Origin of the sequence: Streptomyces sp. NBC_00386, from assembly GCF_036063235.1 — a bacterium.
GTDB lineage: Bacteria > Actinomycetota > Actinomycetes > Streptomycetales > Streptomycetaceae > Streptomyces.
This window is the reverse complement of record NZ_CP107950.1, coordinates 3083909-3109793: the sequence shown is the minus strand read 5'-3', so window position 1 is coordinate 3109793 and position 25885 is coordinate 3083909. Positions and strand designations below refer to the sequence as shown.

Sequence of the window (25885 nt, the reverse complement as noted above, 5' to 3'; positions counted from 1 at the left end):
TCTGGCCGAAAAATTCCAGCCGGTATCACCGTCTGATGAATCTGCTCCATGGCGGGCGCGACTCTGCCCGAGCACTCGTAACACGATCTTGTGGCTGTGGGCTGGTGGGCCGTGTCCGGTGTGACGATTCGTCCGTTGTGGTGGTGTGAGTGCACCGTGGATGGTCGATGACGAGCTGTGGGCGCTGATCGAGCCGGTCCTGCCGCCGTGGCCGGAGCGCTCCCCGGGACCGCGGCCGGTGGACGACCGGCTGTGCCTGCAGGGGATCCTGTTCGTGCTGTTCACGGGCATCACGTGGCAGCAGTTGCCGCCTGAACTGGGCTTCGGCTCGGGGCAGACCTGCTGGCGCCGGCTGTGCCGGTGGACGGAAGCGGGAGTGTTCGACCAGGTCCACCGCACACTGCTCGCTGAGTTGAACGCGGCCCGGCGGATCGACTGGACGCGTGCCTGCGTGGACTCCTCCCGCGTGCGGGCGAGAAGGGGTGTGCCGGGGTTGATCCGTCGCCGGTCGATCGCGGCAAGTCGGGCAGCGAACACCATCTGATCCGCGACGGCAGCGGCATGCCGCTGAAAGTGATCACGACCGGCGGCAACGTCCCCGACATCACCCAGGTACTCGCCTGGTCGACGGCGTCCCGTCCGCGGCTGGCCGGGTCGGCCACGCAAGCGGCCCGAGTCCCTTCCCGGTGACAAGGGTGACGACAGTCGGTACGTCCGACGCGAGCTGACCCGGCGTCGGGTCCTGCCTGTCATCTCCCGTCGAGGCGAGCCCGACATCCGCGGCCTCGGCAAGCTCCGCTACGTCATCGAGCGGACCTTCGCCCCGCTCCACCGGTTCAAGCGCCTCGCCACCCGCTGGGAACGACGCCTCGACCTCCACGACTCACTCGTCTTACTCGCATGCGCCTTCATCTGCTGGCGAAGGATCGACAAGCCGACACCATGATCGTGTTACGAGCTCTGAGCCCCGATCCACCGATCGGGGCTCGGGACGACGGCCAGTCGACCGGGAGTCGGCCCGCCTGCCGGCCTGCACTCCTGTCCCCTGTATGAGGGACGCCCGCGACCACTACTACCGGCAGCCCGGAGCTCCGGACCGGCACCGGTGCCCGGACACGTGCCGCCGGCCTGGCCGCCGGTGCGCGCTGGAGCCTCGCATCCGACGTGAATTTCGGCCACGCGAGCCGCGCTCGATGGAACGAACAAGCCAATACGGCGCCACCTGCGGTGGCCAAACCTATGGGGCACTTATGTTCGCGATGCGCTGCGCACCGCACACCTCGATGATTTCCAGATCGAAGGATTCGGGAAACTATCGCCCGAGCATCGGCCGCGATCACCCATATCTTGCATGACATACCCCACACAAGACAGTTGCCCAACCAGAAGGAATTCCAGTGAAGCGTATCGGTGAACATGCGGTGGTGCTGGGAGCGAGTATCTCGGGTCTACTTGCAGCCCGGGTGCTCTCCGAGGCATTCGACCGGGTAACGGTGGTAGAGCGTGACCAACTGCCGGAGGGGCAGCGGACTCAGCGGCGAGGTGTGCCGCAGGGCCGCCACGCTCATGGCCTGCTCTCCAAGGGTGCGAAGATCTTCGAGGAGCTGTTCCCCGGGATACTCGACGACTTCGTTGCCGGTGGCGCGCCCGTCATCGACGGACCTGCCGAGCTGCGGATGAGCTTGGGCGGGCACTTGTTGTGCATGGACGGCGAGTACGCCGATCTGTCCCGCACCTACCAGCCGAGCCGGCCGCATCTGGAGAGTCGGCTCCGCGCCCGGATCGGGGATCTTGCGAAGATCAAGATCATCGACGAGTGCCAGGTCACCGGCCTCGAGACCACCTCGGACAATGACGCTGTCACCGGTGTGCGTGTCAGGTACGTGGGCAGCGGCTCCGAGGATGTGATCCCCGCCGATCTGGTGGTGGACGCGACCGGCCGGTCTGGACGGACCACCAAGTGGCTGGTCGAGATGGGATACGAGCCGCCGCTCGAGGAGCGTATCGACGTCGACATCATGTACACCAGCCGGTATCTGCGGCCGGCCCCTGGTTCGATGGGCCGTGAGAAGGTCGTGATCATCGGGCACGCACCGGGGAGCCCCAAGGGCGCGGAATTCCTGGAGGAAGAGGACGGCCGCTGGGTCCTGACGCTGATCGGTTACCGCGACCACCATCCGCCGACCGACCCGGCCGGGTGGGTGGAGTTCGCCAGGCCGTTGGTTCCCGAACACGTCTTCGCGGCGATCCGCGACGCTGAGCCGCTCAGCGAGATTTCAGCGCACCGGTTCCCGGCGAGCGTGCGCCGTCGCTACGAGAAGCTGCCCCGATTCCCGCGCAGGCTGCTGGTGGTGGGCGATGCGATATCCAGCTTCAACCCCATCTACGCCCAGGGGATGACGGTGGCCTCGCTCCAGGCGATGGCGCTGCGTGACTCGCTGAGCGGTGACCTGGATCAGGTCGCGCAACGATTCTTCCGCAAGGCCGCCAAGCCCATCGGCGTCGCCTGGAAGATGGCGACCGGCAGTGACCTGGCCCTGCCTCAGATCGAAGGCCCGAGGCCACTTCCCGTGCGGCTCATCAACTCCTACATGGACAAGGTGCTCGCCGCAGCCGAGACGGACATGGTCGTGGCCGAGAAATTCCTGAAAGTCCAGTATTTGCTCGAACCGCCGACAGCATTGTGCACCCCGGGCATCATGTGGCGCGTTTTGGCGGGAAATCGCCGGCGGCGTTCCCCGGCACACACCAGTTAATGGAGGTAACCAAATGCCCCTCTCCATCGCCGACAAAATCCTTCGGCTCTCCCTGACCACGTTCCCGTTCATAGACGCGTCACAGTTCTTTCCGTCGCTCTCCACGTACAAGGTTGACAGGGCCTTCGAGCTCGCCGAGTTCGAGGAGGCCATGGAGCACTTCTTCCGGGGGAATCCGCTCTTCTCCAAGTGCCACTTGGTAGAGCTGACCTTCGACACTCCTGAGGATTTCCCCCTCTCGTCGTTCCAAGCGCTCCTTGCGGAAAAGTACGAAAGCTATTACGACAGCTTTCTGCTCGCCTCCGTCACCTATCGCTCCGACCCGCACCTGCAGGGCATCTTTACGTGCATACCGTTTCCGCTGCAGGACGGATACAAGGTTTTCCGATTCCACCAGGCTCTGATGAAGACCCTGAAGACTCGGCAGGACGGCTTCCGGATCGCCGAAGGCCTCGCAGAGCTGGAGATCCGGGCTGATGAGCTGGCAGCCTTCTTGCCGCCCGCTCAGACTTCGCCCTCCGGTGCGAGCAAAGAACTCCCCGTCACCTTCACCGAAGGCTCTGAGTCGCCGGTCAAGATCGGCCCCTTCATGGAAAAGATGAGGGCAGATTTCCTTGACCGCGACAGCGCGAACATGTTCGTCCTCAAGAACAGCCTTTACTCGCCGAAGCTGCCCCTTGGCAACACGCTTCGGTTTCTGACGGTGCCGCGAAGCGTCATCGAGCAGAGCACGGGAATCCAGATCCGTGACTACTATCGCGCCGAGGAGCAGCGCGAGATAGACGCACTGTCTCGCATCGAGAGGCGAGAGGACTTCATTGAAGCCGGCCAGGCCCGGATCGGGAAGATGATTGCCACGCCCGACGTCTTTGCCGTCAACAACTACGGCAATGTATCGGCGCACGACGGCTCGGACGCCCATGCGGATCAAGGCACGCTCGTGAAGTACGAGTGGCATATGCCGCTGATCGTGTTGGGACTTACCGTGGGCGAGAGGTCCGGACTCTCGTGGACAATCACCATTCGCGACAAGGCGTTCAACTTTGCGACGGTCCGAAATTCCCCGCAGGATGACACCGCCAAGGTGGCCGCCGGAGCCAATCCGGCAGCATCCGTCGCATGAACCGCCGGTGTGCCGCTAGTATCCGCATCCTGCTTCAGGAGGTTTGGGCGCGGCGGTGACGTGCAGGAACGAGGGGTCTGAGACTCGGCCTCAGAGTAAATGGCTTGATTATGCGTGAAACACTCGAAGATTTCACGAATAATCAAAGACCGCTCGTCTTCCACCGGTCGGGTGGCCAGGGGCTCGCGCCCCTGGCCACCCGACCGCGTCCCTGCCTCCGCCGCACGTATGGAAGCTTGCCCAATGGACGCGCCGAGCGGTCCGCAACGATGCCGTGAACAGACCCGAGAGGCCTTCGGATGAGTATCCCCGCCCCGCAGACGTTAACCCTCGCCGACGACCTGAGCATCACTCGAATGGGATACGGCGCGATGCAGCTGACCGGTCCCGGTGTCTTCGGGCCGCCCAAGGATCGCACTCGGGCGATCGCCGTGCTGCGCGCAGCGGTCGAGCTCGGCATCACCCACATCGACACCAGCGACTTCTACGGGCCGACTGTCGTCAACAAACTGATCAAGGAAGCCCTGCACCCCTACCCGGCCGGTCTGCACATCGTCACCAAGGTCGGCGTCCGCCGCAGCGCCACCGGCGGCTGGATCACCTCCCTGGACCCCGCCGACCTCAAGGCCCAGGTCCACGAGAATCTCCGGCACCTCGGCCTGGAGACCCTCGACGTGGTCAACCTGCGCACGGCCGCATTCGACGGTGACGGGGCCTCCATCGCCGAGCCGTTCGGCACCTTGGCCGACCTGCGTGAGCAGGGCCTGATCCGGCACCTCGGCCTCAGCGGGATCACCGACGCACAGCTCACCCAGGCCCAGGCCATCGCCCCCGTGGTCACCGTGCAGAACCAGTACAACCTGGTCGACCGCGGCGACGACGACCTCGTCGATCGCTGCGCCGCGGAGAACATCGCCTACGCCGCGTTCTTCCCCCTCGGCGGCGGATTCCACCCACTGCGGTCACGGATCCTGCGCGAAGTCGCCCGCCGCCTCGGCGCCTCCGAGCAGCAGGTGGCGCTCGCCTGGCTGCTGCAGCGCTCGCCGTCGACGGTGCTGATCCCCGGAACCTCCTCCGTCGCTCACCTGCGGGAGAACATCGCCGCGGCTGACCTGCAACTGCCCGACGAGGCGATCGTCGAACTCAACACCATCGGGCAGTGACCCTGTGGGCACTGGTTGACGACAGCTCGAATAAGACCAGCAGGATCACGCGACACTAGAGAAGGTGGCAACCAATGAAAATTCGAGACCTCCACAACGAATTCACCGCGGACCGCGCCGCCGCCGAGCGTGCCTACTATGGGAAATTCCTCACTCTCGAGGGAATCTCGATCCGAACGGGCGAAAGCCAGTATGGTACGCCGGTGGTGGAGGTGTCAGATACCCCCGGAGGCCCGCACCTCGCCATCTTCGTGCTGCCGTTTGACCACCGAATCAAGGAATCATTCCGGCTTGTGCGAAGCGTCCCCCTGGGCGTCACCGTCACCGTCAAGGGAGAATGTCGGGTCTTCAGCGAGGACGGAACAGTGCTGGTCATCAAGGAGTGCGAACTCCTCACCCCATGAGTCCCTGCGGGCCATTTCCCAGAGCGGCAAAAGACCGGCACACGTGAGGTCGATCCAAGCTTGATCTTCAGCCTGTGCGGCATGCACTGTTTCGCCTGGCAGGGCTTCGGCGAAGTCGGCTGGCGTCCGGTTCGTGACGGTCTGCCGGGCAGGGCGGGCCAGGAAGCGTGACAGGCACGGTCTCCCGGATCATGGACTTCTCTACGCCCCGTGATCCGAATGGAAGACCGTGCCTGCCTGCGCGTCATCGTCGTCATCGCCCGCTCTTGCACCCGCTCCGCGAGGCAGTGCCGGTGCTGCCCGGCGACGCCCCGGGCCTGCTGGAACGTCTCGCCGAGGTACCGGACCCGCGTGATCCGCGCGGGGTGCGCCACCCGCTGGCCGTCGTCCTCGCCCTGGCCGCGTGCACGGTCCTGGCCGGGGCCACCTCCCTGCCGGCGGTGGGCGAGTGGATCGCCGACGCGCCCGCCCACGTGCTCGCCCGGCTCGGCGTCCGCCCCGATCCGGTGCTCCCCGCCCGGCAACGGCCCTCCGAGTCCGCGGTGCGGCGGCTGCCGGCCCGGATCGACGGCGACGCCCTCGACGCGGCGGTCGGGCGCCGGCTCGCGGACCGCCGCCCCCATGCGGCCGGGCCGCGCGCGCCGGCCGTGGACGGCAAGAGCCTGCGGGGCGCCGCGAAGGACGGCGGCCGGAGAGCCACCTGCTCGCCGCCCTGGACCACGCCACCGGCCTGGTCCTGGCCCAGCTCGACGTCGGCGACAAGACCGGCGAGATCACCCGCTTCCAGCCGCTGCTGGGCACGGTCGCCGACCTCGCCGGGGTCGTGGTGACCGCCGACGCCCTGCACACCCAGCGCGAGCACGCCGCCTACCTGCTGGGACGCCAGGCCCACTACATCGTCATCGTCAAGGGCGACATGAAGAGGCTCCGCAGGCAGCTCAAGTCCCTTCCCCGGAAGGACATCCCGCTCCAGGGCCGGGTCCGGGGCACAGGCCACGGCCTCACGGAGATCCGCCGGATCAAGGTGGCCACCGTGAACAACCCGCTGTTCCCCGGGACCCGGCAGGCCATCCAGATCAAGCGGCGGCGCACCGACCGCAAGACCGGCAAGACCACGATCACCACGTCTACGTGGTCACCAGCCTGACGGCCGAACAGACCTCCCCGCCCAGCTCGCCAAACTCGTCAAGGGGCACTGGCAGGTCGAAGCCCCGCACCACGTCCGCGAAACCGCCTTCGCCGAGGACGCCTCCCGGCTGCGGACCGGCAACGCGCCCCGCGCCATGGCCGGCTGCCGCAACCTCTCCATCGGCGCGCTCAAGCTCGCCGGGGCCGTCAACATCGCCGCCGGCCTCCGCCGCAACGCCCGCAACCCACACCGACCCCTCGCACTCCTCGGCCTCGGATGATCACAAACCGGACGCATCCCGACTACGCCGAAGCCCTGGGGCGTTGGGGGTGCGCGTGAATATCCACCACCCGGACGGTCGTCGGTGGAACGAGTCCGTCAATATTGCGTGACAAACACCGCTCGGATCACCGACTGCCTTTACTTACAGGGACACAGTCGCTCGTTCCGAAACGATCGCCCTTTCAAAGCGATCGAGAAGAACGCATGACCGCGGACACGGCCGACCCGCTCGCCAATATTGACAATGGGGACGCACACGGGTTCGCGTCCTACACGAGAAATGGAACAGTCAGTGACCACCAATCGCACCCTCGTCATTGTCGCCCACCCGAACCTCGCGGAATCCCGTGGCAATGCCACCTGGCTCGCCGGGATCAAGGACTTGGACAACGTCACCGTCCACGACCTCTACGAGACTTACCCCGATTTCAAGATCGATGCCGCACGCGAGCAGCAGCTGCTGCGCGAGCACGACACCGTCGTTCTCCAGTTCCCGGTCTACTGGTACAGCGTAACCCCGCTGCTCAAGGCCTGGTTCGACGCGGTGCTGGTGCACGGTTTCGCCTTCACCTTCGACGGTTCCGCCTCCGCGCTGCAGGGCAAGAAGGCTTGGCTGGCCGTCACGGTCGGCAGCACCCTGGAGACCTACGCCGCGGACGGCCTCGCCCGACGGACCCTCGAGGAGTACCTCGCCCCGGTCGCTCAAACGCTGGAGTTCTGCCAGCTTGACTATCAGGGTTTTCACTCCGTCTACGGCATGATCTTCGACCCGCTGGACGAGGACCTCGTCCTGAACGCCAAGGAATACCGCAGGCTCATCGCGACCAGTGAGACGCCGGTCGGCTGACCTCGATTATTCGTGAATTCTTGGAGTTCACGATTAATCGCGATGTTTGCTCTGGGGCCCCGCCCCAGGCCGCGCGTTCCGGCATGTCACTGCCGCTTCCTTCGCCGAACTCGACGGGAGTTCAGCGAAGGAAGCTCGACTCAGGCTCGGTGAAGCAGTCTTGAAACCTTACGGGCGGCGGCCGAACCAACTCCCCCTGTGCCTCCCCGCACGCCGTGCGGCCGGGGCCCGTCTGCGACCAGCAGTTCAGATCACAGTGAGGGGAGAACGGTATGTCCGCCGTGGCCGGGCTGCTCGCGATTCGTGAGCAGGTGTTGGCGGGGCCGAGTGCGGCGGCGACGGAGGCGCAGCACGCGAAGGGGAAGCTGACCGCGCGTGAGCGGATCGGGCTGCTGCTGGACGAGGGTTCGTTCAACGAGGTCGAGCCGCTGCGCCGGCACCGTGCCACCGGTTTCGGCCTGGAGGCGAAGAAGCCCTACACCGACGGCGTGATCACCGGCTGGGGTACCGTCCACGGCCGCACGGTGTTCGTGTACGCGCACGACTTCCGGATCTTCGGCGGCGCGCTGGGCGAGGCCCACGCCCAGAAGATCCACAAGATCATGGACATGGCCATCGCGGTCGGTGCTCCGCTGGTGTCGTTGAACGACGGCGCGGGCGCCCGGATCCAGGAGGGCGTCACCGCCCTGGCCGGTTACGGCGGCATCTTCCAGCGCAACACCCGCGCCTCGGGTGTGATCCCGCAGATTTCCGTGATGCTCGGCCCGTGCGCGGGCGGCGCCGCCTATTCGCCGGCGCTGACCGACTTCGTGTTCATGGTCCGTGAGACCTCGCAGATGTTCATCACCGGCCCGGACGTGGTCAAGGCCGTCACCGGCGAGCAGATCTCCCAGAACGGTCTGGGCGGCGCGGACGTGCACGCCGAGGTCTCCGGTGTGGCGCACTTCGCCTGCGACGACGAGCGGACCTGCCTGGAGGAGGTCCGGTTCCTGTTGTCGATGCTGCCGCAGAACAACCGCGAGACCCCGCCGGTGGAGATGACCGAGGACCCGGCCGACCGCCGCTGCGAGGCGCTGCTGGACCTGGTCCCGGCAGACGGCAACCGCCCCTACGACATGCGCAAGGTGATCGAGGAGCTGGCCGACGAGGGCCAGTTCATGGAGATCCACGAGCGCTGGGCCACCAACGTCATCTGCGCGCTCACCCGCATGGACGGGCAGGTCGTCGGCATCGTCGCCAACCAGCCGCAGTCGCTGGCCGGTGTGCTGAACATCCACGCCTCGGAGAAGGCCGCGCGGTTCGTGCAGCTGTGCGACGCCTTCAACATCCCGCTGGTCACCCTGCTGGACGTGCCCGGCTTCCTGCCGGGCGTGGACCAGGAGCACGGCGGCATCATCCGCCACGGCGCCAAGCTGCTGTACGCGTACTGCAACGCCACCGTGCCGCGGATCTCGGTGGTGCTGCGTAAGGCGTACGGCGGCGCGTACATCGTCATGGACTCGCGCTCGGTCGGCGCGGACCTCGCGTTCGCCTGGCCGACCAACGAGATCGCGGTGATGGGCGCCGAGGGCGCCGCCAACGTCGTCTTCCGCCGCGAGATCGCCGCCGCGGACGATCCGGAGGCCAAGCGCGTGGAGATGGTGCAGCAGTACAAGGACGAGCTGATGCACCCCTACTACGCCGCCGAGCGCGGCCTGGTCGATGACGTGATCGACCCCGCCGCCACCCGCGAGGTGCTCATCCGCTCCCTGCGGATGCTCCGCACCAAGCACGCGGACCTGCCCGCCCGCAAGCACGGAAACCCACCCCAGTGAGCGCACCGAAGGGGCAGCAGATGGACCAGGGGGACCTCCGCATCATCCACGGCGATCCCACTCCCGAGGAACTCGCCGCGCTGATCGCGGTTCTGGCGGCCCGCACCGCCGCGCAGCGTGCCGCCACTCCGCGGTTCGCCCATGGCAACCCCCGGCCGCAGGCCCGCTGGCGCCGCCTCGAGCGCGTGGCCGGCTACCGCAGCCCCGTCTCCTGGCGCTGAGGCAGCCCGCCTCGGTTCAACGTGGTTCGACCGAACGGCGTCAGCACCATGTTGTAGGCGAAGGCGAAGGCGACGGTCAGGAAGCCGATCGCCCGAGCGTCGTCACCGTGTGCAGGACGCGCCCGGTGCGACCCCACCACTTCCGCCGCCAGGCGGCTGCCGTGGCGACGACCATCGCGGCCGTCGTCGGCGTCGCCACCGAGTTCAGCGCGAGCAGCGTGGGTCAGTGAGGCCGAGCCGAGGATGACCGTCTCGTTGAAGGCGTTGCCGTCCGAGGTCGTCGTCACGAAGCCGAGGGTGAACGTCGTGGCGAGCGCGCCGGTGACGTGCGTGCAAGCGCAAACTGCGACGTGCCTCAGGGACATTCCAGGGACTTTCCGCTGCGTAAGCAGGGAAGGCCCTGACAGCGCTGAAAGAAACGAACGCGCTGGTCAGGGCCCTTTTCCCTAGCACTCGATGATGTTCACCGCGAGCCCGCCACGCGCGGTCTCCTTGTACTTGACGCTCATGTCGGCGCCGGTCTCCTTCATGGTCTTGATGACCTTGTCCAGGGAGACCATGTGGGAGCCGTCGCCGCGCATGGCCATCCGGGCGGCTGTGACGGCCTTCACCGCGGCCATGCCGTTGCGCTCGATGCAGGGGATCTGGACCAGGCCGCCCACCGGGTCGCAGGTCAGGCCGAGGTTGTGCTCCATGCCGATCTCGGCGGCGTTCTCGACCTGCTCAGGGCTGCCGCCCAGCACCTCGGCGAGCGCACCGGCCGCCATGGAGCAGGCCGAGCCGACCTCGCCCTGGCAGCCGACCTCGGCGCCCGAGATGGAGGCGTTCTCCTTGAAGAGCATGCCGATCGCCCCGGCCGCGAGCAGGAACCGTACGACTCCGTCCTCGTCGGCGCCCGGCACGAAGTTGATGTAGTAGTGCAGCACCGCCGGGATGATGCCCGCCGCGCCGTTGGTGGGGGCGGTGACGACCCGGCCGCCCGCCGCGTTCTCCTCGTTGACCGCCATCGCGTAGAGGGTGATCCACTCCATCGCGTGGGCCAGCGGATCACCCTCGGCGCGCAGCTGGCGGGCCGAGAGGGCGGCACGGCGACGGACCCGCAGACCGCCGGGCAGGATGCCCTCGCGGGTGATGCCGCGCGAGACGCAGGCCTGCATGACGCGCCAGATGCCGAGGAGCCCCTCGCGGATCTCCTCCTCGGTGCGCCAGGCCCGCTCGTTCTCCAGCATCAGGGCGGAGATCGACAGACCGGTCTCCTTCGCGAGCCGCAGCAGCTCGTCACCCGTGCGGAACGGGTACTTCAGGACCGTGTCGTCGAGCTTGATGCGGTCCTCGCCGACCGCGTCGTCGTCGACGACGAAGCCGCCGCCCACCGAGTAGTACGTCTTCTCCAGGACGAGCTCGCCCGAGGCGTCGTACGCGAAGATCGTCATGCCGTTGGCGTGGTACGGCAGGGCCTTGCGGCGGTGCAGGACCAGGTCGTCGTCGAAGGAGAAGTCGATCTCGTGCTCGCCGAGCAGGTTGATCCGGCCCGAGGACTTGATCCGCTCGACCCGCTCGTCGGCGCCCTCCACGTCCACGGTCCGGGGTGAGGCGCCCTCCAGACCGAGCAGCACCGCCTTGGGGGTGCCGTGGCCGTGGCCGGTCGCGCCCAGGGAGCCGTACAGCTCGGCGCGTATCGAGGTGACCGGGGCCAGCAGGTCCTCGTTGCGCAGCCGCCGGGCGAACATGCGCGCGGCGCGCATGGGGCCCACCGTGTGGGAGCTGGACGGGCCGATGCCGATCGAGAACAGGTCGAAGACCGAGATGGCCACGGGAACTCCTTGCTGGTTTCGCCGGACGCCGTTGTCCGACGGAGGTGGTGCGGGACTGCATGGAACGGGGCACCGCGCTCTGCTTCCAGTGTGCGCGGTGCCCCGGATATCCGTACGAAGAGAAAACGTACGGGTGAAAACATATGGCGAAGAGCCTACGAAACTACTTCAGGCCGGGGTACAACGGGTGCTTGTCGGCCAGAGCGGACACGCGGGCCTTCAGGGACTCCGTGTCGTAGGACGGCTTCAGCGTCTCGGCGATGACGTCCGCGACCTCGGTGAAGTCCTCGGCCGTGAAGCCGCGGGTGGCGAGGGCGGGCGTGCCGATGCGCAGGCCGGAGGTGACCATCGGCGGGCGCGGGTCGTTCGGGATGGCGTTGCGGTTGACCGTGATGCCGACCTCGTGGAGGCGGTCCTCGGCCTGCTGCCCGTCCAGCTCGGAGTTGCGCAGGTCGACCAGGACCAGGTGCACGTCCGTGCCCCCGGACAGGACGTCCACGCCGACGGCCTTCACGTCGTCCTGGACCAGACGCTCGGCCAGGATGCGCGCGCCGTCCAGCGTGCGCTGCTGGCGCTCCTTGAAGTCGTCCGAGGCGGCGACCTTGAAGGAGACGGCCTTGGCGGCGATCACGTGCTCCAGGGGGCCGCCCTGGAAGCCCGGGAAGACCGAGGAGTTCAGCTTCTTCGCGAAATCCTTCTTCGCGAGGATGATCCCGCCGCGGGGACCGCCGAGCGTCTTGTGCGTGGTGGAGGTGACCACGTCCGCGTACGGGACCGGGTTCGGGTGCAGACCCGCCGCGACCAGGCCCGCGAAGTGGGCCATGTCGACCCACAGGAAGGAGCCGGCCTCGTCCGCGATCCGGCGGAACTCGGCGAAGTCGAGCTGCCGCGGGTACGCCGACCAGCCCGCGATGATCACCTTCGGGCGGTGCTCCTTGGCGAGCCGCTCGACCTCGGCCATGTCGACCAGGCCGGCCTCGTCCACGTGGTACGCGACCACGTTGAACTGCTTGCCCGAGAAGTTCAGGCGCATGCCGTGGGTCAGGTGGCCGCCGTGGGCCAGGTCCAGGCCGAGGATGGTGTCGCCGGGCTGGGCCAGCGCGAACAGCGCGGCCTGGTTGGCGGAGGCACCCGAGTGGGGCTGCACGTTGGCGTACTCGGCGCCGAACAGCTCCTTGACCCGGTCGATGGCGATCTGCTCGGCCACGTCGACGTGCTCGCAGCCGCCGTAGTAGCGGCGGCCCGGGTAGCCCTCGGCGTACTTGTTGGTCAGGACCGAGCCCTGGGCCTCCATGACCGCGACCGGAGCGAAGTTCTCCGAGGCGATCATCTCCAGCGTGGACTGCTGGCGGTGCAGCTCGGCGTCGACGGCGGCGGCGACGTCCGGGTCGAGCTCGTGCAGGGGGGTGTTCATGAGCGACATGTGCGGTGGACTCCTCAGCCGGCCGTGAAGGCGGTGTACTCGTCGGCGGACATCAGGTCCTCGGGCTCGCCGGCGACGCGCACCTTGAACAGCCAGCCGCCCTCGAAGGGAGCGGAGTTCACCAGGGCCGGGTCGTCCACGACGTCCTGGTTGGCCTCGACGACCTCGCCGTTCACCGGGGAGTACAGGTCGCTGACCGACTTGGTCGACTCCAGCTCGCCGCAGGACTCGCCCGCGGCGACCGTGTCACCGACCTCCGGGAGCTGGGCGTAGACGACATCGCCGAGCGCGTTGGCCGCGTACTCGGTGATGCCGACCGTCGCGACGCCGTCCTCGGCGACGGACAGCCACTCGTGCTCCTTGCTGTAACGCAGCTGCTGGGGGTTGCTCATGACCTGAATTCTCCTGTACGCGGTGGAGTGCTGATGGAGGGAAGCGTGGGTGACCGGGCGGATGTGCCCAGGGTCACGTCCGGGGCCCGGCGAAGGGCGCCCGTCGGTACCGGCGCCCGACAGGCATCCGGTTCATGTCCGGCCGGTGCGGACCAGTGTCACTTCTGCCGCTTGTAGAACGGCAGCGCCACGACCTCGTACGGTTCGTGGCTGCCCCGGATGTCCACGCCCACACCGGTCGTGCCCGGCGCGGCGTGCGCGGCGTCGACGTACGCCATGGCGATGGGCTTGCCCAGGGTCGGGGACGGGGCGCCGGAGGTGACCTCGCCGATCACCTTGCCGCCGGCGACGACGGGATACCCGGCGCGCGGCACGCGGCGGCCCTCGGCGATCAGCCCGACGAGCACGCGCGGCGGCTCGGAGGCGGCACGTTCGGCGGCTTCGGCCAGGGCCGCGCGCCCCACGAAGTCGCCGTCCTTCTCGAACTTCACGACCCGGCCGAGGCCCGCGTCGAAGGGGGTCAGCGCGGTGGTCAGCTCGTGCCCGTACAGCGGCATGCCGGCCTCCAGGCGCAGCGTGTCGCGGCAGGACAGGCCGCAGGGGACGAGACCGGCCGGGGTGCCCGCGTCGGTCAGCGCCTGCCACACCTTCTCGGCGTCGGCGGGGGCGACGAACAGCTCGAAGCCGTCCTCGCCGGTGTAGCCGGTGCGGGCGATCAGGGCCGGAACGCCGGCCACCGTGCCCGGCAGGCCCGCGTAGTACTTCAGGCCGTCGAGGTCCGCGTCGGTGACCGCCTTGAGGATGCCGGGGGACTCGGGGCCCTGCACGGCGATCAGCGCGTACGCGTCACGGTCGTCGCGCACCACGGCGTCGAAACCGGCGGCACGCCCGGTCAGCGCGTCCAGCACCACCTGGGCGTTGGAGGCGTTGGCGACGACCATGTATTCGTGATCGGCCAGCCGGTAGACGATCAGGTCGTCCAGAATGCCGCCGTCCTCCTGGCAGATCATGGTGTAGCGGGCGCGGCCGACGCCGACGGTGGCGATGTTGCCGACCAGCGCGTGGTTCAGGAGGGCCGCGGCCTCGGGGCCGGTGACGGTGATCTCGCCCATGTGGGAGAGGTCGAAGAGACCGGCCTTCGTGCGGACGGCTACGTGCTCGTCACGCTCCGAGCCGTAGCGCAGGGGCATGTCCCAGCCCGCGAAGTCGGTCATGGTCGCGCCGAGCGAACGATGCAGGGCATCGAGCGCGGTGTGACGGGGTGCATTGCTGCTCATCGGTCTGGCTCCCAAGGCATGACGGCGAGGTCGTTCCTCCCCATCTGTCATCGGAACCTGAGAGGTTCATCACGACCACACGAATCGGTGGTCCTGACTTGCACCTTGGGTGGAGCCGCCGGAGCGGCCCGCTTTTCAGATGTGCCTCGCCCGCGCGGTAACGGTGCCTGAGAGATTCAAGGGAGGGACTTGCTCCTTCGGCGCCCGGGTACACGTACCCAGGACTCTCCCGCGCGGATTCAAGCGGCCGGTATGCAGTTGGCGCGGCCATCATCGCACGCGCTGTCGGATCACGGCAGCCCGCCATCTGTGACCGGGCTGTGGCAGTCCGCGTACGGAAATGGGAAGCGCCGGGCATTACCTTCTCTTTACACTCGATGGGGATGGGACTCCACATCCCAGGGGAGGACGGTCACGGTGAACAGGACCACGGCGTACGCGACGACCTCGGGTCTCGCACTGCCCGAGCAGCCCGGCGCACCGGCCCGGGAGGCCCGCGGAGCGCGTCCCGCGGTCGTCGTGCGGGATCTCCGCGACCGGGTCGGGCGCAGTCCGCACGGCCTCCGCTTCGGGGCGCAGGACCTCGTCGTCGTCACCGGGCTGCCCGGCAGCGGCAAGTCGACGCTGATGCGGCGGGCCGTGCGGGGCACCCGCGTCGACTCCCAGGACACCCGCGAGCGCTGGGACGGCCGGATGGCCGGCCTGCTGCCGTACGCGGTCTACCGTCCCCTCGTCCGCCTCGCGCACTACGCCGGCCTGCGCCGCGCCCTGCGCGAGGGCGGCGGACTCGTCGTGCACGACTGCGGTACGCAGGCCTGGGTGCGCCGCTGGCTCGCCCGCGAGGCCCGGCGCCGTGGCGGCGCGCTGCACCTGCTGCTGCTCGACGTCACACCCGGCACCGCGCTGGACGGCCAGCGCGAGCGAGGCCGGGGCGTCTCGCGCTACGCCTTCGCCCGCCACCGCGGCGCGGTCGCCCGGCTGCTGCGCTCCGCCGAGACGGGAGACCTGCCCGAGGGATGCGGCTCGGCGGTACTGATCGACCGGGACGCGGCGGACGTGCTGCGCAGGATCGACTTCGGCCACTGACCGGTCACGGTGGCCCACTAATCTTTCCAGCCGGAACAGTGGTTCGAAGCGGGCGGTAGACAGATGGACTTTCCGGCACAGGCACACCCCCATCCGCACAGCGGTTGGCCCGGCAACGAGCTGGAGGAGGTGTTGTCCTCCTCCCTGGGCGTGCCCGGGCCCTCGGCGGGCGCTCGCATCGTCGAGGTGCTCGGCCGCAGCTTCGTATGGGTGCCGCTGCCCAATGGCGGCGGCCCGAACAGCGGTCCGCTCGATCTGCCCACGATGGACATCGGGGGCCAGGTCTTCGTCCCCGTCTTCAGCTCCGAGGAGCAGTTCCGCCAGGTCGTCGGCGGTCACATGTCGTACACGATCGCGCCCGCCGTGGAGTTCGCCCGCGGACTTCCCCCGCAGGTCGGCATCGTGGTGAACCCGGACGGCGTGGTCGGCGTGCCGCTGCCGCCGATGGCCGTGGCCGAATTGTGCCGGGCCGGGCGGAGCGAGCTGGACGGGGCGGCCAGCGGCGGCCGGGTGCGGCTCTTCGAGCCCGACTGGCAGGACGATCCGGTGGACTTCCTCGCCGCGGCCTCGGCGGAGTTCGCCGCGACGGGTGTCGTCCTGAGCGCCCGCCGCTGTCTGGCCAGCATCGAGGGCGACGAACCGGTCATGTTCATCGGCGTCGAGCTCGCGGCGTGGGAGGGCGACGCCCGCGCCCTGCCGCTGGACGCCCTGGGGCGTGCCCTCGGCCGCGTCCCGGTCGGTATTCCGGTGAACCTGGTCCTTCTCGACGTGACGCAGGACCCGGTCGGCGACTGGATGCGTGCCCAGGTGCGCCCCTTCTACCAGCACGGTCACTGAACGGCGCCCGCGCCGGGAGTGCCCGGCCGGACCTCCGGCCCGCCGCGCGGGGCCCTCGGCCGCCCCGCGCGACGGTTCCCGGCTCTCGACTGCTTCCCCCGGCGGAGCACGATCGCCGCATAAGCTGGTTTCATGGCCTGGTCGAGGTGTTGACGCATGTCGGTAACCGGTGCCTCGGGCGTAAGGGATGAGTTCGTCGTGAATTGTTCGCGAAGGGGCGGTTGAAGGTGAGCGCGTCGGGCACGGCCGCGGCCGGGCAGGTCGAGCACATGCTGCGCCAGGTGACTCCCGGGCGTTACGACGCCTACGAGGCGCTCCTTCGCGCGCTCGCGACCCCGTCGTCCGGCCAGGTGTGGATGCTGCTCTGGCACGGGCAGGCCGGCTCCCCGGACGCCCAGTACGGGAACATGCAGGTGGACGGCTTCGGGTACGCGCCCTGTGTCACCTCCGCGCAGGAACTCTCGGCCAGTGGCTGGAACCGCAGCTACGAGGTCGTGGACGGGCTGGACGTCGCCCGCACCCTGTACCCCGACCACTTCGGTCTCTGGCTCAATCCGCATGCCCCGGGCGGCGGCCTCGGCATCCCGTGGCTGGATCTGCGCCGGATCGCCACGGGCCTGGAGCGACAGCCCGCGGGCCCGCTGCGACTGTCCGAACCGGCCATCGAGATCCCGCAGTTCTACGCCCTGCTCACGCAGAACGCCCATCTCACCCCGGCCGTACGGTCGTTGCGCCGAGCCTGGGTCCAGCCCACGCTCGGGGCGCCGTATCTGGCCATCGGCCTCGACGTGTACGACACTTCACCGCCCGCCGTCGACTCGGTGCGGGCGATGATGCAGCAGTCCATCGGCGCCGTCCCGGACGGGCTGCCCGTCTCCACCGTCGCGATGTCGGACGAGTTCGACCCGGTGGCGATGTGGCTGCGTGCCAACGCACGCCCGTTCTACGACCGCGAGGCGCACGCCGCTCCGGCACAGGCGCCGACAGCGGGCGGTTACGGCTATCCGCCGGCCCGCGGCGGCTACTGAGAGCGTCCCGAATTCCGGACCTGTCGCATGCCCGTGCGAGAACGGCTGGCATCATGAGTCTGCACACGGCCTTCACGAGGTGTGCGCTCCATGCTGCTGACCTGCGGGGAAGCGGACGCATGCGTCAATTGTCCTATTTTGGTGGGACTTCTGATTCAAAAGACCCTTATGGGTTCTTTGGGGTCAATTGGCAGTCGTCCGACTCCTGTTACCCACTGTTCGGATAACGGAATCCCCCAACAAGCATCACGGTTGCGCATAGTTTCTCCATGAGGCCTGGCAACTGATCGTGGCGGCACTGAAGACTCGCCCATCAGACACGGGACATCGCTCCTGTGAGCGAGTGCCAGTCGAATCATCAGCCGGGTCATCGGACCGCACCATCTGCGGTCAACCTCCCGGCGAGCAAGTGAACCAAGCCGCAGACAGCGGCAGTCGTAGGCCGGTCACCACCGGCGAGAGGGGTCGGGTCACTGTGACCGCACCGATCGAGACCACCGCGGCGGCATCGGAAGCGCAGCCAGAGGCTGTGCTTGCCGGAGCCGGCAAGGGGCAGATCGAGGGCCGTTCCCTGGGACAGATCGCCTGGACGCGCTTCAAGCGCGACAAGGTGGCGGTCGCCGGCGGTGTCATCGTCGTACTGCTCATCCTGGTGGCGATCCTCGCCCGGCCCCTTCAGTCGATGCTGGGACTGGACCCGAACGCCTTCAACCAGGACCTGATCGACCCGAACACCTCGCTGCCCAAGGGCGGTATGGGTGGCATGAGCGGTGACCACCCGCTCGGTGTGGACCCGAAGTTCGGCCGCGACCTCGCCACCCGCCTCCTGGAGGGTTCCTGGGTGTCGCTGGTCGTCGCCTTCGGCGCCACCATCCTGTCGAACGTGATCGGCGCGATCCTGGGCGTCGTCGCGGGCTTCTACGGCGGGCGGGTCGACTCGATCATCAGCCGTCTGATGGACACCTTCCTCGCCTTCCCCCTCCTGCTGTTCGCGATCGCCATCTCGGCGACGCTGCAGGGCGGCGCGTTCGGCCTCGAAGGGCTCCCGCTCCACCTGAGCGTGCTGATCTTCGTGATCGGCTTCTTCAACTGGCCCTACCTGGGCCGGATCGTCCGAGGCCAGACCCTCGCCCTGCGTGAGCGGGAATTCGTGGACGCCTCCCGGGGCATGGGCGCCAAGGGCCCGTACATCCTGTTCCGGGAGCTGCTGCCCAACCTGGTCGGCCCGATCATCGTCTACTCGACGCTGCTCATCCCGACCAACATCCTCTTCGAGGCGTCCCTCAGCTTCCTCGGGGTCGGCATCCAGCCCCCGCAGGCATCCTGGGGCGGCATGCTCCGTGAAGCGGTGACCTACTACGAGGTCGACCCGCAGTTCATGATCGTGCCCGGCCTCGCCATCTTCGTGACCGTCCTCGCCTTCAACCTGCTGGGCGACGGTCTCCGCGATGCTCTCGACCCGCGCAGCCGCTGATGCCTGACGGACACCGAGAGACCACCAAGTTTCCTACAATGAAGGGGAACCCGCCCATCATGCGAAGGTCAGCGCTGGCCGCAATTGCGGCCATCGGCTCCGCGAGTCTGCTCGTTGCAGGCTGCAGCAAGGCCGATGACAACAAGAACACCGACAACACGAAGTCAGCTGGGGCCAACGCAGCGACCACGGACGTCGTCAACGCCTCCACCCAGAAGGGGGGCACGGTCACGTACGAGTACTCCGACGTGCCGGACTCCTTCGACCCGGGCAACACGTACTACGCGTACATGTACAACCTCTCGCGTCTGTACGCCCGCCCGCTGATGACGTTCCAGCCCGGCGCCGGCGAGAAGGGCAACACCCTTGTCCCGGACCTCGCGGCCAGCGCGGGTGTCCCGAGCGACGGCGGCAAGACCTGGACGTACAAGCTGCGTGCGGGTCTGAAGTACCAGGACGGCACCGCGATCACGTCCAAGGACGTCAAGTACGCGGTCGAGCGCTCCAACTTCGCGCGTGACGTGCTCTCCCTCGGCCCGAACTACTTCCAGCAGTTCCTCGTGGGCGGCGACAAGTACAAGGGTCCCTACAAGGACAAGAGCGCCAAGGGCCTCTCGTCCATCGAGACCCCGGACGACACCACCGTCGTCTTCCACCTGAAGACCGCCTTCCAGGAGTTCGACTACCTGGTCGCCTCGCCGCAGACGGCGCCGGTCCCGCAGGCCAAGGACAACGGCGTCGACTACGTCAAGAACATCGTGTCCTCGGGCTCGTACAAGTTCGAGAGCTACGCCGACGGCAAGCAGGCCGTCCTCGTGCGCAACGAGAACTGGGACGCGAAGACGGACCCGCTGCGCAAGCAGTACCCGGACAAGATCGTCGTGAACCTGAAGGTCGCCGCTGAGACGATCGACAAGGACGTCCTCGCGGGCGACGCGATCGACCTCGGTGGTGGCGGTGTCCAGGCCGCGACCCAGGCGCAGGTCCTGAGCTCGGCCGACAAGAAGGCCAACACGGACAACACCTACGGTGGCCGTCTCGTCTACATGGCGATCAACACCAAGGTGAAGCCGTTCGACAACGTCGCGTGCCGCAAGGCCGTGCAGTTCGCGATCGACAAGGTCTCGGTGCAGACCGCCGAGGGTGGTCCGGTCCGCGGCGACATCGCCTCCACCGTCCTCCCGCCGGACATCCCGGGCTACGCCAAGTCGGACGTCTACGCGTCCGCCGGCAGCAAGGGTGACGAGGCCAAGGCCAAGGACCAGCTCAAGGCCTGCGGCAAGTCGTCGATCAACACCAACATCTCGGCTCGCAGCGACCGCCCGCAGGAGATCGACGCGGCCACCGCGATCATCAACTCGCTGAAGAAGGTCGGCATCAACGCCAGCCTGAAGCAGTACCCGTCGGGCAAGTACTTCACCGACTACGCGGGTGTCCCGAAGTTCACCGAGAAGAACAACATCGGTCTGATCATGATGCAGTGGGGTGCCGACTGGCCCTCCGGCTACGGCTTCCTGCAGCAGATCCTGAACGGCTCCGCGATCGGCGCCTCGGGTAACACCAACCTGTCGCAGTACGACAACAAGGACGTCAACGCCCTCCTCGAGAAGGCGATCGGTACGCAGGACAACGCCGCGCGCAACGGCCTGTACACCGAGATCGACAAGAAGACCATGGACGACGCCGTCCTCGTGCCGCTGACCTACTTCAAGGTTCTGCTGGCCCGACCGCAGTACGCGACCAACCTGGTCTCCACGGCGGCCTTCAGCGGTCAGTACGACTACCTCAACATCGGCACCACGAAGAAGTAGCAGCCCCGGAAGGCAGGTGAAGGCATTGGTGCCCGCGGGCTTAGCGGCCCGCGGGCACCAGCGCCGATCCCCGTGATCTCGTACATCCTCCGTCGGACGGCAGCGGCAGTGATCCTGCTCCTGGTCGTCTCCGCGGTCACCTTCGCCATCTTCTTCCTGCTGCCAAGACTGGCCGGCCAGACCGCCGACCAGCTCGCGCAGCAGTACATCGGGAAGAGCCCGTCGAAGGCCGACATCCTCGCGGTCAAGCACAACCTCGGTCTGGACCAGCCCGTCTACGTCCAGTACTGGCACTTCATCAAGGGGATCGTCAGCGGCGCGACCTATGACCTGGGTCCCACCACGGCGCACTGCGACGCACCGTGCTTCGGGTACTCCTTCAAGACGCACCAGGCTGTCTGGCCGGAGCTCACCTCGCGCCTCCCGGTGACGCTCTCGCTCGCCGTCGGTGCCGCGGTGCTGTGGCTGGTGTCCGGTGTGACGGCCGGTGTGATCTCGGCGCTCAAGCCGCGTTCCATCCTCGACCGCACGTTCATGGGCATCGCGCTCGCCGGTGTCTCGCTGCCCATGTTCTTCACGGGCAACCTGGCGCTGCTGCTCTTCACCATCAACTGGCCGATCTTCGGCCGGACCTACGTCCCGTTCACCGAGAACCCCGCACAGTGGGCCAACACCCTCTTCCCCGCGTGGTGTTCTCTCGCTCTCCTGTACTCCGCCATCTACGCGCGGCTCACCCGCTCGGGCATGCTGGAGACGATGAACGAGGACTTCATCCGCACGGCCCGTGCCAAGGGCCTGCGCGAGAGCAAGGTCGTGGTCCGGCACGGACTGCGCGCCGCCCTCACTCCGATCATCACCGTCTTCGGCATGGACATCGGTCTGCTGCTCGGCGGCGCCGTGATCACCGAATACGTGTTCTCTCTGCACGGCATCGGCCAGTACGCGGTGCAGGGCATCACCGACAACGATCTGCCGAAGATCCTCGGTGTGACCCTTCTCGCCGCGTTCTTCGTCGTCGTGGCAAATCTTCTGGTGGACATGCTCTACGCGGCCGCCGACCCGCGGGTGAGGCTCTCATGACCGAACTGTCCAAGACCGGCGCCGCGCTGGGCGAGCCCGTCTCGTCGCCGTCGAACGCTCCCAAGGCGTTCCTCGACGTGCGCGACCTCAAGGTGCACTTCCCGACCGACGACGGTCTGGTCAAGTCCGTCGACGGGCTCAGCTTCTCGGTGGAGAAGGGCAAGACCCTCTGCGTCGTCGGCGAGTCGGGTTCCGGCAAGTCCGTGACCTCGCTGGCGGTCATGGGCCTGCACCGGCTCGGCGCGCGCGGCAAGAACGTCCAGATGTCGGGCGAGATCTGGCTGGACGGCAAGGAACTGGTCAACGCCTCCCCGGACGAGGTGCGCAAGCTCCGCGGCCGCGAGATGGCGATGATCTTCCAGGACCCGCTGTCGGCGATGCACCCGTACTACACGATCGGCAACCAGATCGTGGAGGCGTACCGCAACCACCACAAGGTCAGCAAGAAGGTCGCCCGCACCCGGGCGATCGAGATGCTCGACCGCGTGGGCATCCCGGAGCCGGGCAAGCGCGTCGACAGCTACCCGCACGAGTTCTCGGGCGGTATGCGCCAGCGCGCGATGATCGCGATGGCGCTCGTCAACAACCCCGAGCTGCTCATCGCGGACGAGCCGACGACCGCCCTCGACGTCACCGTCCAGGCGCAGATCCTCGACCTCATCCGCGACCTGCAGAAGGAGTTCGGCTCCGCGGTCGTCCTCATCACCCACGACCTGGGTGTGGTGGCCGAGATCGCCGACGACGTCCTCGTGATGTACGGCGGCCGGTGCGTGGAGCGCGGCTCCGTCGAGCGGGTCTTCGAGCAGCCGCAGCACCCCTACACCTGGGGCCTGCTCGGCTCGATGCCGCGTATCGACCGCGACACCTCCGACCGGCTCATCCCGGTCAAGGGCCAGCCGCCGAGCCTCATCAACATCCCCTCGGGCTGCGCCTTCCACCCGCGCTGCCCGTACGCGGACCTGCCCAAGGGCAATGTCACCCGCACCGTGCGCCCCGAACTGCAGCTTGTTGGCAGCGATCACTACACCGCCTGCCACCTCTCGCAGGAGGACCGCACGCGGATCTGGACCGAAGAGATTGCGCCGAAGCTGTGAGTGAGAACAACAAGACGGACGGCGCCGGCGCGGTGATTCCGCAGCAGGCCGCGGGTCCCGCGCACCGCGCGAAGTCCTCGGACAGCAGTGAGGTCCTCCTCCGGGTCCAGGGGCTCCAGAAGCACTTCCCCATCCGGAAGGGCGTTCTCCAGCGTCAGGTCGGTGCGGTCAAGGCGGTCGACGGCATCGACTTCGAGGTCCGCAAGGGCGAGACGCTCGGCGTCGTCGGCGAGTCCGGCTGCGGCAAGTCGACCATGGGCCGGGTCATCACCCGTCTCCAGGACCCGACCGGCGGCACCATCGAGTTCGAGGGCCAGGACATCACCCGGCTCAGCGCCTCGAAGATGCGTCCGCTGCGCCGTGACATCCAGATGATCTTCCAGGACCCGTACGGGTCGCTGAACCCCCGTCACACCATCGGCTCGATCGTCTCGGCGCCGTTCCGGCTCCAGAACGTGCAGCCCGAGGGCGGTGTGAAGAAGGAGGTCCAGCGGCTCCTGGAGCTGGTGGGTCTGAGCCCCGAGCACTACAACCGCTACCCGCACGAGTTCTCCGGCGGTCAGCGCCAGCGCATCGGCATCGCCCGCGCGCTCGCCCTGAAGCCGAAGCTGGTCGTGGCGGACGAGCCGGTCTCGGCGCTCGACGTGTCGATCCAGGCGCAGGTCGTGAACCTGATGGACGACCTCCAGTCCGAGCTGGGCCTGACGTACGTGATCATCGCTCACGACCTCTCCGTCGTGCGCCATGTCTCGGACCGCATCGCGGTGATGTACCTCGGCAAGATCGTCGAGCTCGCCGACCGCTCCTCGCTGTACGAGGCGCCGATGCACCCGTACACCAAGGCCCTGATGTCGGCCGTGCCGGTGCCGGACCCCAAGCGCCGTGGCGCCAAGAGCGAGCGGATCCTGCTGCGCGGCGACGTGCCCTCGCCGATCGCGCCGCCGAGCGGCTGCCGGTTCCACACCCGGTGCTGGAAGGCCACGCAGGTCTGCAAGACGACCGAGCCGCCGCTCATCGAGCTGAAGCCCGGTCAGCAGGTCGCCTGCCACCACCCGGAGAACGCCGCGGACCAGGCTCCGCAGGACGTCGTCCTGCTCTCGGCCGCCCGCGAGGCCGTCGAGCTGGTGTCCGGCGTGGAATCCGCCGAGGTGTCGGGCGAGGCTCCGGCCGAGCTCGCCGCCACCGGTGAGGAGGCCGACTCCGCGTCGGACTCCGCGGTTGCGGAAGCCGATCGTCAGGAGTCAACCGGCAAGTAGGCCGTGACGACTTGGCAAAGTCATGAACATGCCTGAACGGGAGAGTGCAGAGTCCTGCGTGTCCGTCTGATCGGAAACGATCGGCACGCGTACGAAAGGGACGCTGATGGCACTCTCCCGTTCGGCACGTTCAGGGGCACTCGCGACCGCGATCGCCTCCTTACTTCTCGTCGCCGCCTCCTCCGCCCCCACCTCCGGCGCGGACGGCATCGGTGACACGTACTTCCCCCAGCTCGGCAACGGCGGCTTCGACGCCCGCCACTACGCCCTCGACGTGGCGTACGACCCCGGCACCGACCGCCTCGACGGCCGTACGACCCTCACCGCCCGCGCCACCCAGAACCTCTCCGCCTTCGACCTGGACCTCCAGAAGCTGGACGTCACGAGGGTCGAGGTGAACGGCAGAGCGGCCCGCTTCACGCGGGAGGGCGACGAGATCCGCATCACCCCGCGCGGCACGCTGCCCAAGGGCAAGAACTTCACGGTGACCGTCACCTACGGCGGAGTCCCCGAGCCGCTCAACGGCCCGATCGTGTTCGGCTCCGACTACGGGTGGATGAAGACCACGGACGGCGTGTTCGTCGCCTGCGAGCCCAACGCCGCCTCCACCTGGTTCCCCTCCAGCGACCACCCGTCCGACAAGGCGACCTACGACATCCGCATCACGGCCCCCAAGGGCCTGACGGGGGTGTCCAACGGACGTCTGGTGTCGACCCGCGACAAGGGCGCCGTCACGGTCACGCACTGGCGCGAGAGCCGCCCCATGGCCACCTATCTCGCGACGGCGACCATCGGGAAGTTCGACGTGAGGACCGGCACGACCCCGGCCGGGACACCGATCTACGTCGCCATCGACCCGGTGCTCGCCAACAGCAACAGCGTCGACGTGTACGCCGTCACCGCCGAGGCCACCGACTACTGGTCGCAGGTGTTCGGCCCGTACCCCTTCGAGGAGACCGGCGCCATCGTCGACGACATGCCCGAGGCGGGATTCTCGCTGGAGGTCCAGTCGAAGCCCGCGTACTCGGCGGTGCGCTCGGAGTTGACCATCGTGCACGAGCTGGCCCACCAGTGGTTCGGCGACTCCGTCTCGGTGGCGCACTGGAAGGACATCTGGCTCAACGAGGGCTTCGCGACCTACGCCCAGTGGCTGTGGGCCGAGCACAAGGGCGTCCGCTCGGCGCACGACTCGTTCGTCGCCGGGTACAAGCAGCGGCCCGCGGACGCCGCCTTCTGGCAGACCACGGTCGGTGACCCGCAGCGGGACACGATGTTCGCCTCGGCGGTCTACCAGCGGGGTGCGATGACGCTCCAGATGCTGCGCGAGCGCATCGGTGACACGGCCTTCTTCAAGCTGCTGCCGGCGTGGACGAAGCTGCACCGGTACGGGAACGCGGACACCGCCGCCTTCATCGCCCTCGCCGAGCGGATCTCCGGCCAACAGCTCGACGACCTCTTCGGGACCTGGCTGTTCACCACAGGCAAGCCGGCCGTCTAGACCTTCCTTCGTAGGGTCGAGCCTGCCCTCCAGGCCTTCTTTCGTAAGGTGCATACCCCGCGACAGGTGAGAATGT

Annotated in this window: 24 protein-coding genes, 1 pseudogene and 2 riboswitches; of the genes and pseudogenes, 20 read left to right on the top strand and 5 right to left on the bottom strand. The window is 67.9% G+C overall.

Translation table 11 applies throughout. From position 1 onward, the window contains the following. The first annotated feature begins 160 nt into the window (after positions 1-160). The 11 genes and pseudogenes from OG780_RS13450 (at position 161) to OG780_RS13400 (ending at position 9739) form a co-directional block, all read left to right on the top strand. A pseudogene (locus OG780_RS13450) lies at positions 161-946 on the top strand (IS5 family transposase). A 451-nt stretch (positions 947-1397) separates the two neighbouring features. Beyond that, positions 1398-2756: an FAD-dependent oxidoreductase gene (locus OG780_RS13445; protein WP_328447918.1), complete on the top strand. Its 1359-nt coding sequence runs from the start codon at positions 1398-1400 to the stop codon at positions 2754-2756. Positions 2757-2769: 13 nt separating this feature from the next. After that, entirely contained in the window at positions 2770-3879 is a 1110-nt protein-coding gene (locus OG780_RS13440) for a hypothetical protein (protein ID WP_328447916.1), read from the top strand. A gap of 299 nt (positions 3880-4178) precedes the next feature. After that, positions 4179-5042 carry an oxidoreductase gene (locus tag OG780_RS13435; RefSeq protein WP_328447914.1) on the top strand — a complete coding sequence of 288 codons (864 nt, stop codon included), beginning with the start codon at positions 4179-4181 and terminating at the stop codon, positions 5040-5042. A gap of 74 nt (positions 5043-5116) precedes the next feature. Next, positions 5117-5446 (top strand): OB-fold protein, encoded by a 330-nt coding sequence (locus OG780_RS13430; RefSeq protein ID WP_328447912.1) that lies wholly within the window; start codon positions 5117-5119, stop codon positions 5444-5446. A 266-nt stretch (positions 5447-5712) separates the two neighbouring features. Next, complete coding sequence (locus OG780_RS13425) at positions 5713-6276, top strand: transposase family protein (RefSeq protein WP_328447910.1); 564 nt, start codon at positions 5713-5715, stop codon at positions 6274-6276. Further along, entirely contained in the window at positions 6159-6593 is a 435-nt protein-coding gene (locus OG780_RS13420) for a transposase (protein WP_328458096.1), read from the top strand. The genes OG780_RS13425 and OG780_RS13420 overlap by 118 nt, the downstream gene beginning before the upstream one ends. Before the next feature lie 136 nt (positions 6594-6729). After that, complete coding sequence (locus OG780_RS13415) at positions 6730-6855, top strand: hypothetical protein (RefSeq protein WP_328447908.1); 126 nt, start codon at positions 6730-6732, stop codon at positions 6853-6855. 294 nt (positions 6856-7149) lie between these two features. Then, on the top strand, positions 7150-7704 hold the full coding sequence (locus tag OG780_RS13410; protein ID WP_328447906.1) for an NAD(P)H-dependent oxidoreductase: 555 nt from the start codon (positions 7150-7152) through the stop codon (positions 7702-7704). Positions 7705-7976: 272 nt separating this feature from the next. Next, positions 7977-9518 (top strand): acyl-CoA carboxylase subunit beta, encoded by a 1542-nt coding sequence (locus OG780_RS13405; RefSeq protein WP_328447904.1) that lies wholly within the window; start codon positions 7977-7979, stop codon positions 9516-9518. Then, positions 9515-9739, top strand: a complete 225-nt coding sequence (locus OG780_RS13400) for an acyl-CoA carboxylase epsilon subunit (RefSeq protein ID WP_443062154.1) — start codon at positions 9515-9517, stop codon at positions 9737-9739. Before OG780_RS13405 ends, OG780_RS13400 begins: the two co-directional genes overlap by 4 nt. On the opposite strand, the gene OG780_RS13395 is transcribed toward OG780_RS13400, so the two are convergent. The 5 genes from OG780_RS13395 to gcvT all read right to left on the bottom strand — a co-directional run bounded on the left by OG780_RS13395 (position 9712) and on the right by gcvT (position 14645). Continuing rightward, positions 9712-10104: a hypothetical protein gene (locus OG780_RS13395; protein WP_328447902.1), complete on the bottom strand. Its 393-nt coding sequence runs from the start codon at positions 10102-10104 to the stop codon at positions 9712-9714. The two genes, OG780_RS13400 and OG780_RS13395, sit on opposite strands and share 28 nt — an antisense overlap. Before the next feature lie 81 nt (positions 10105-10185). Further along, entirely contained in the window at positions 10186-11553 is a 1368-nt protein-coding gene (locus tag OG780_RS13390; RefSeq protein WP_328447900.1) for an L-serine ammonia-lyase, read from the bottom strand. A gap of 163 nt (positions 11554-11716) precedes the next feature. Beyond that, entirely contained in the window at positions 11717-12976 is a 1260-nt protein-coding gene (gene glyA, locus OG780_RS13385; RefSeq protein WP_328447898.1) for a serine hydroxymethyltransferase, read from the bottom strand. 14 nt (positions 12977-12990) lie between these two features. Further along, on the bottom strand, positions 12991-13368 hold the full coding sequence (gene gcvH / locus OG780_RS13380) for a glycine cleavage system protein GcvH (RefSeq protein WP_328447896.1): 378 nt from the start codon (positions 13366-13368) through the stop codon (positions 12991-12993). A gap of 158 nt (positions 13369-13526) precedes the next feature. Further along, positions 13527-14645: a glycine cleavage system aminomethyltransferase GcvT gene (gene gcvT, locus OG780_RS13375; protein WP_328447894.1), complete on the bottom strand. Its 1119-nt coding sequence runs from the start codon at positions 14643-14645 to the stop codon at positions 13527-13529. Positions 14646-14679: 34 nt separating this feature from the next. Continuing rightward, positions 14680-14790, bottom strand: a riboswitch (glycine riboswitch). Next, positions 14791-14887, bottom strand: a riboswitch (glycine riboswitch). 175 nt (positions 14888-15062) lie between these two features. On the opposite strand from gcvT, the gene OG780_RS13370 reads away from it, so the two are divergent. The 9 genes from OG780_RS13370 (at position 15063) to OG780_RS13330 (ending at position 25809) form a co-directional block, all read left to right on the top strand. Next, positions 15063-15731: an AAA family ATPase gene (locus OG780_RS13370; RefSeq protein ID WP_328447892.1), complete on the top strand. Its 669-nt coding sequence runs from the start codon at positions 15063-15065 to the stop codon at positions 15729-15731. A 63-nt stretch (positions 15732-15794) separates the two neighbouring features. Beyond that, positions 15795-16568 (top strand): enhanced serine sensitivity protein SseB, encoded by a 774-nt coding sequence (locus tag OG780_RS13365; RefSeq protein ID WP_328447890.1) that lies wholly within the window; start codon positions 15795-15797, stop codon positions 16566-16568. A gap of 227 nt (positions 16569-16795) precedes the next feature. After that, entirely contained in the window at positions 16796-17596 is an 801-nt protein-coding gene (locus tag OG780_RS13360; RefSeq protein ID WP_328447888.1) for an enhanced serine sensitivity protein SseB C-terminal domain-containing protein, read from the top strand. Between the two features lie 475 nt (positions 17597-18071). Continuing rightward, on the top strand, positions 18072-19070 hold the full coding sequence (locus tag OG780_RS13355) for an ABC transporter permease (protein ID WP_328447886.1): 999 nt from the start codon (positions 18072-18074) through the stop codon (positions 19068-19070). A gap of 59 nt (positions 19071-19129) precedes the next feature. Further along, entirely contained in the window at positions 19130-20881 is a 1752-nt protein-coding gene (locus tag OG780_RS13350) for an ABC transporter substrate-binding protein (protein WP_328447884.1), read from the top strand. Between the two features lie 72 nt (positions 20882-20953). Next, positions 20954-21961, top strand: coding sequence for an ABC transporter permease (locus OG780_RS13345; protein WP_328447882.1), 1008 nt, complete (start codon positions 20954-20956; stop codon positions 21959-21961). Beyond that, positions 21958-23055 carry an ABC transporter ATP-binding protein gene (locus OG780_RS13340; RefSeq protein ID WP_328447880.1) on the top strand — a complete coding sequence of 366 codons (1098 nt, stop codon included), beginning with the start codon at positions 21958-21960 and terminating at the stop codon, positions 23053-23055. Before OG780_RS13345 ends, OG780_RS13340 begins: the two co-directional genes overlap by 4 nt. Then, positions 23052-24311, top strand: coding sequence for an ABC transporter ATP-binding protein (locus OG780_RS13335; RefSeq protein ID WP_443062153.1), 1260 nt, complete (start codon positions 23052-23054; stop codon positions 24309-24311). The genes OG780_RS13340 and OG780_RS13335 overlap by 4 nt, the downstream gene beginning before the upstream one ends. 106 nt (positions 24312-24417) lie before the next feature. Further along, positions 24418-25809 (top strand): M1 family metallopeptidase, encoded by a 1392-nt coding sequence (locus OG780_RS13330; protein WP_328447878.1) that lies wholly within the window; start codon positions 24418-24420, stop codon positions 25807-25809. Positions 25810-25885: the final 76 nt, after the last annotated feature.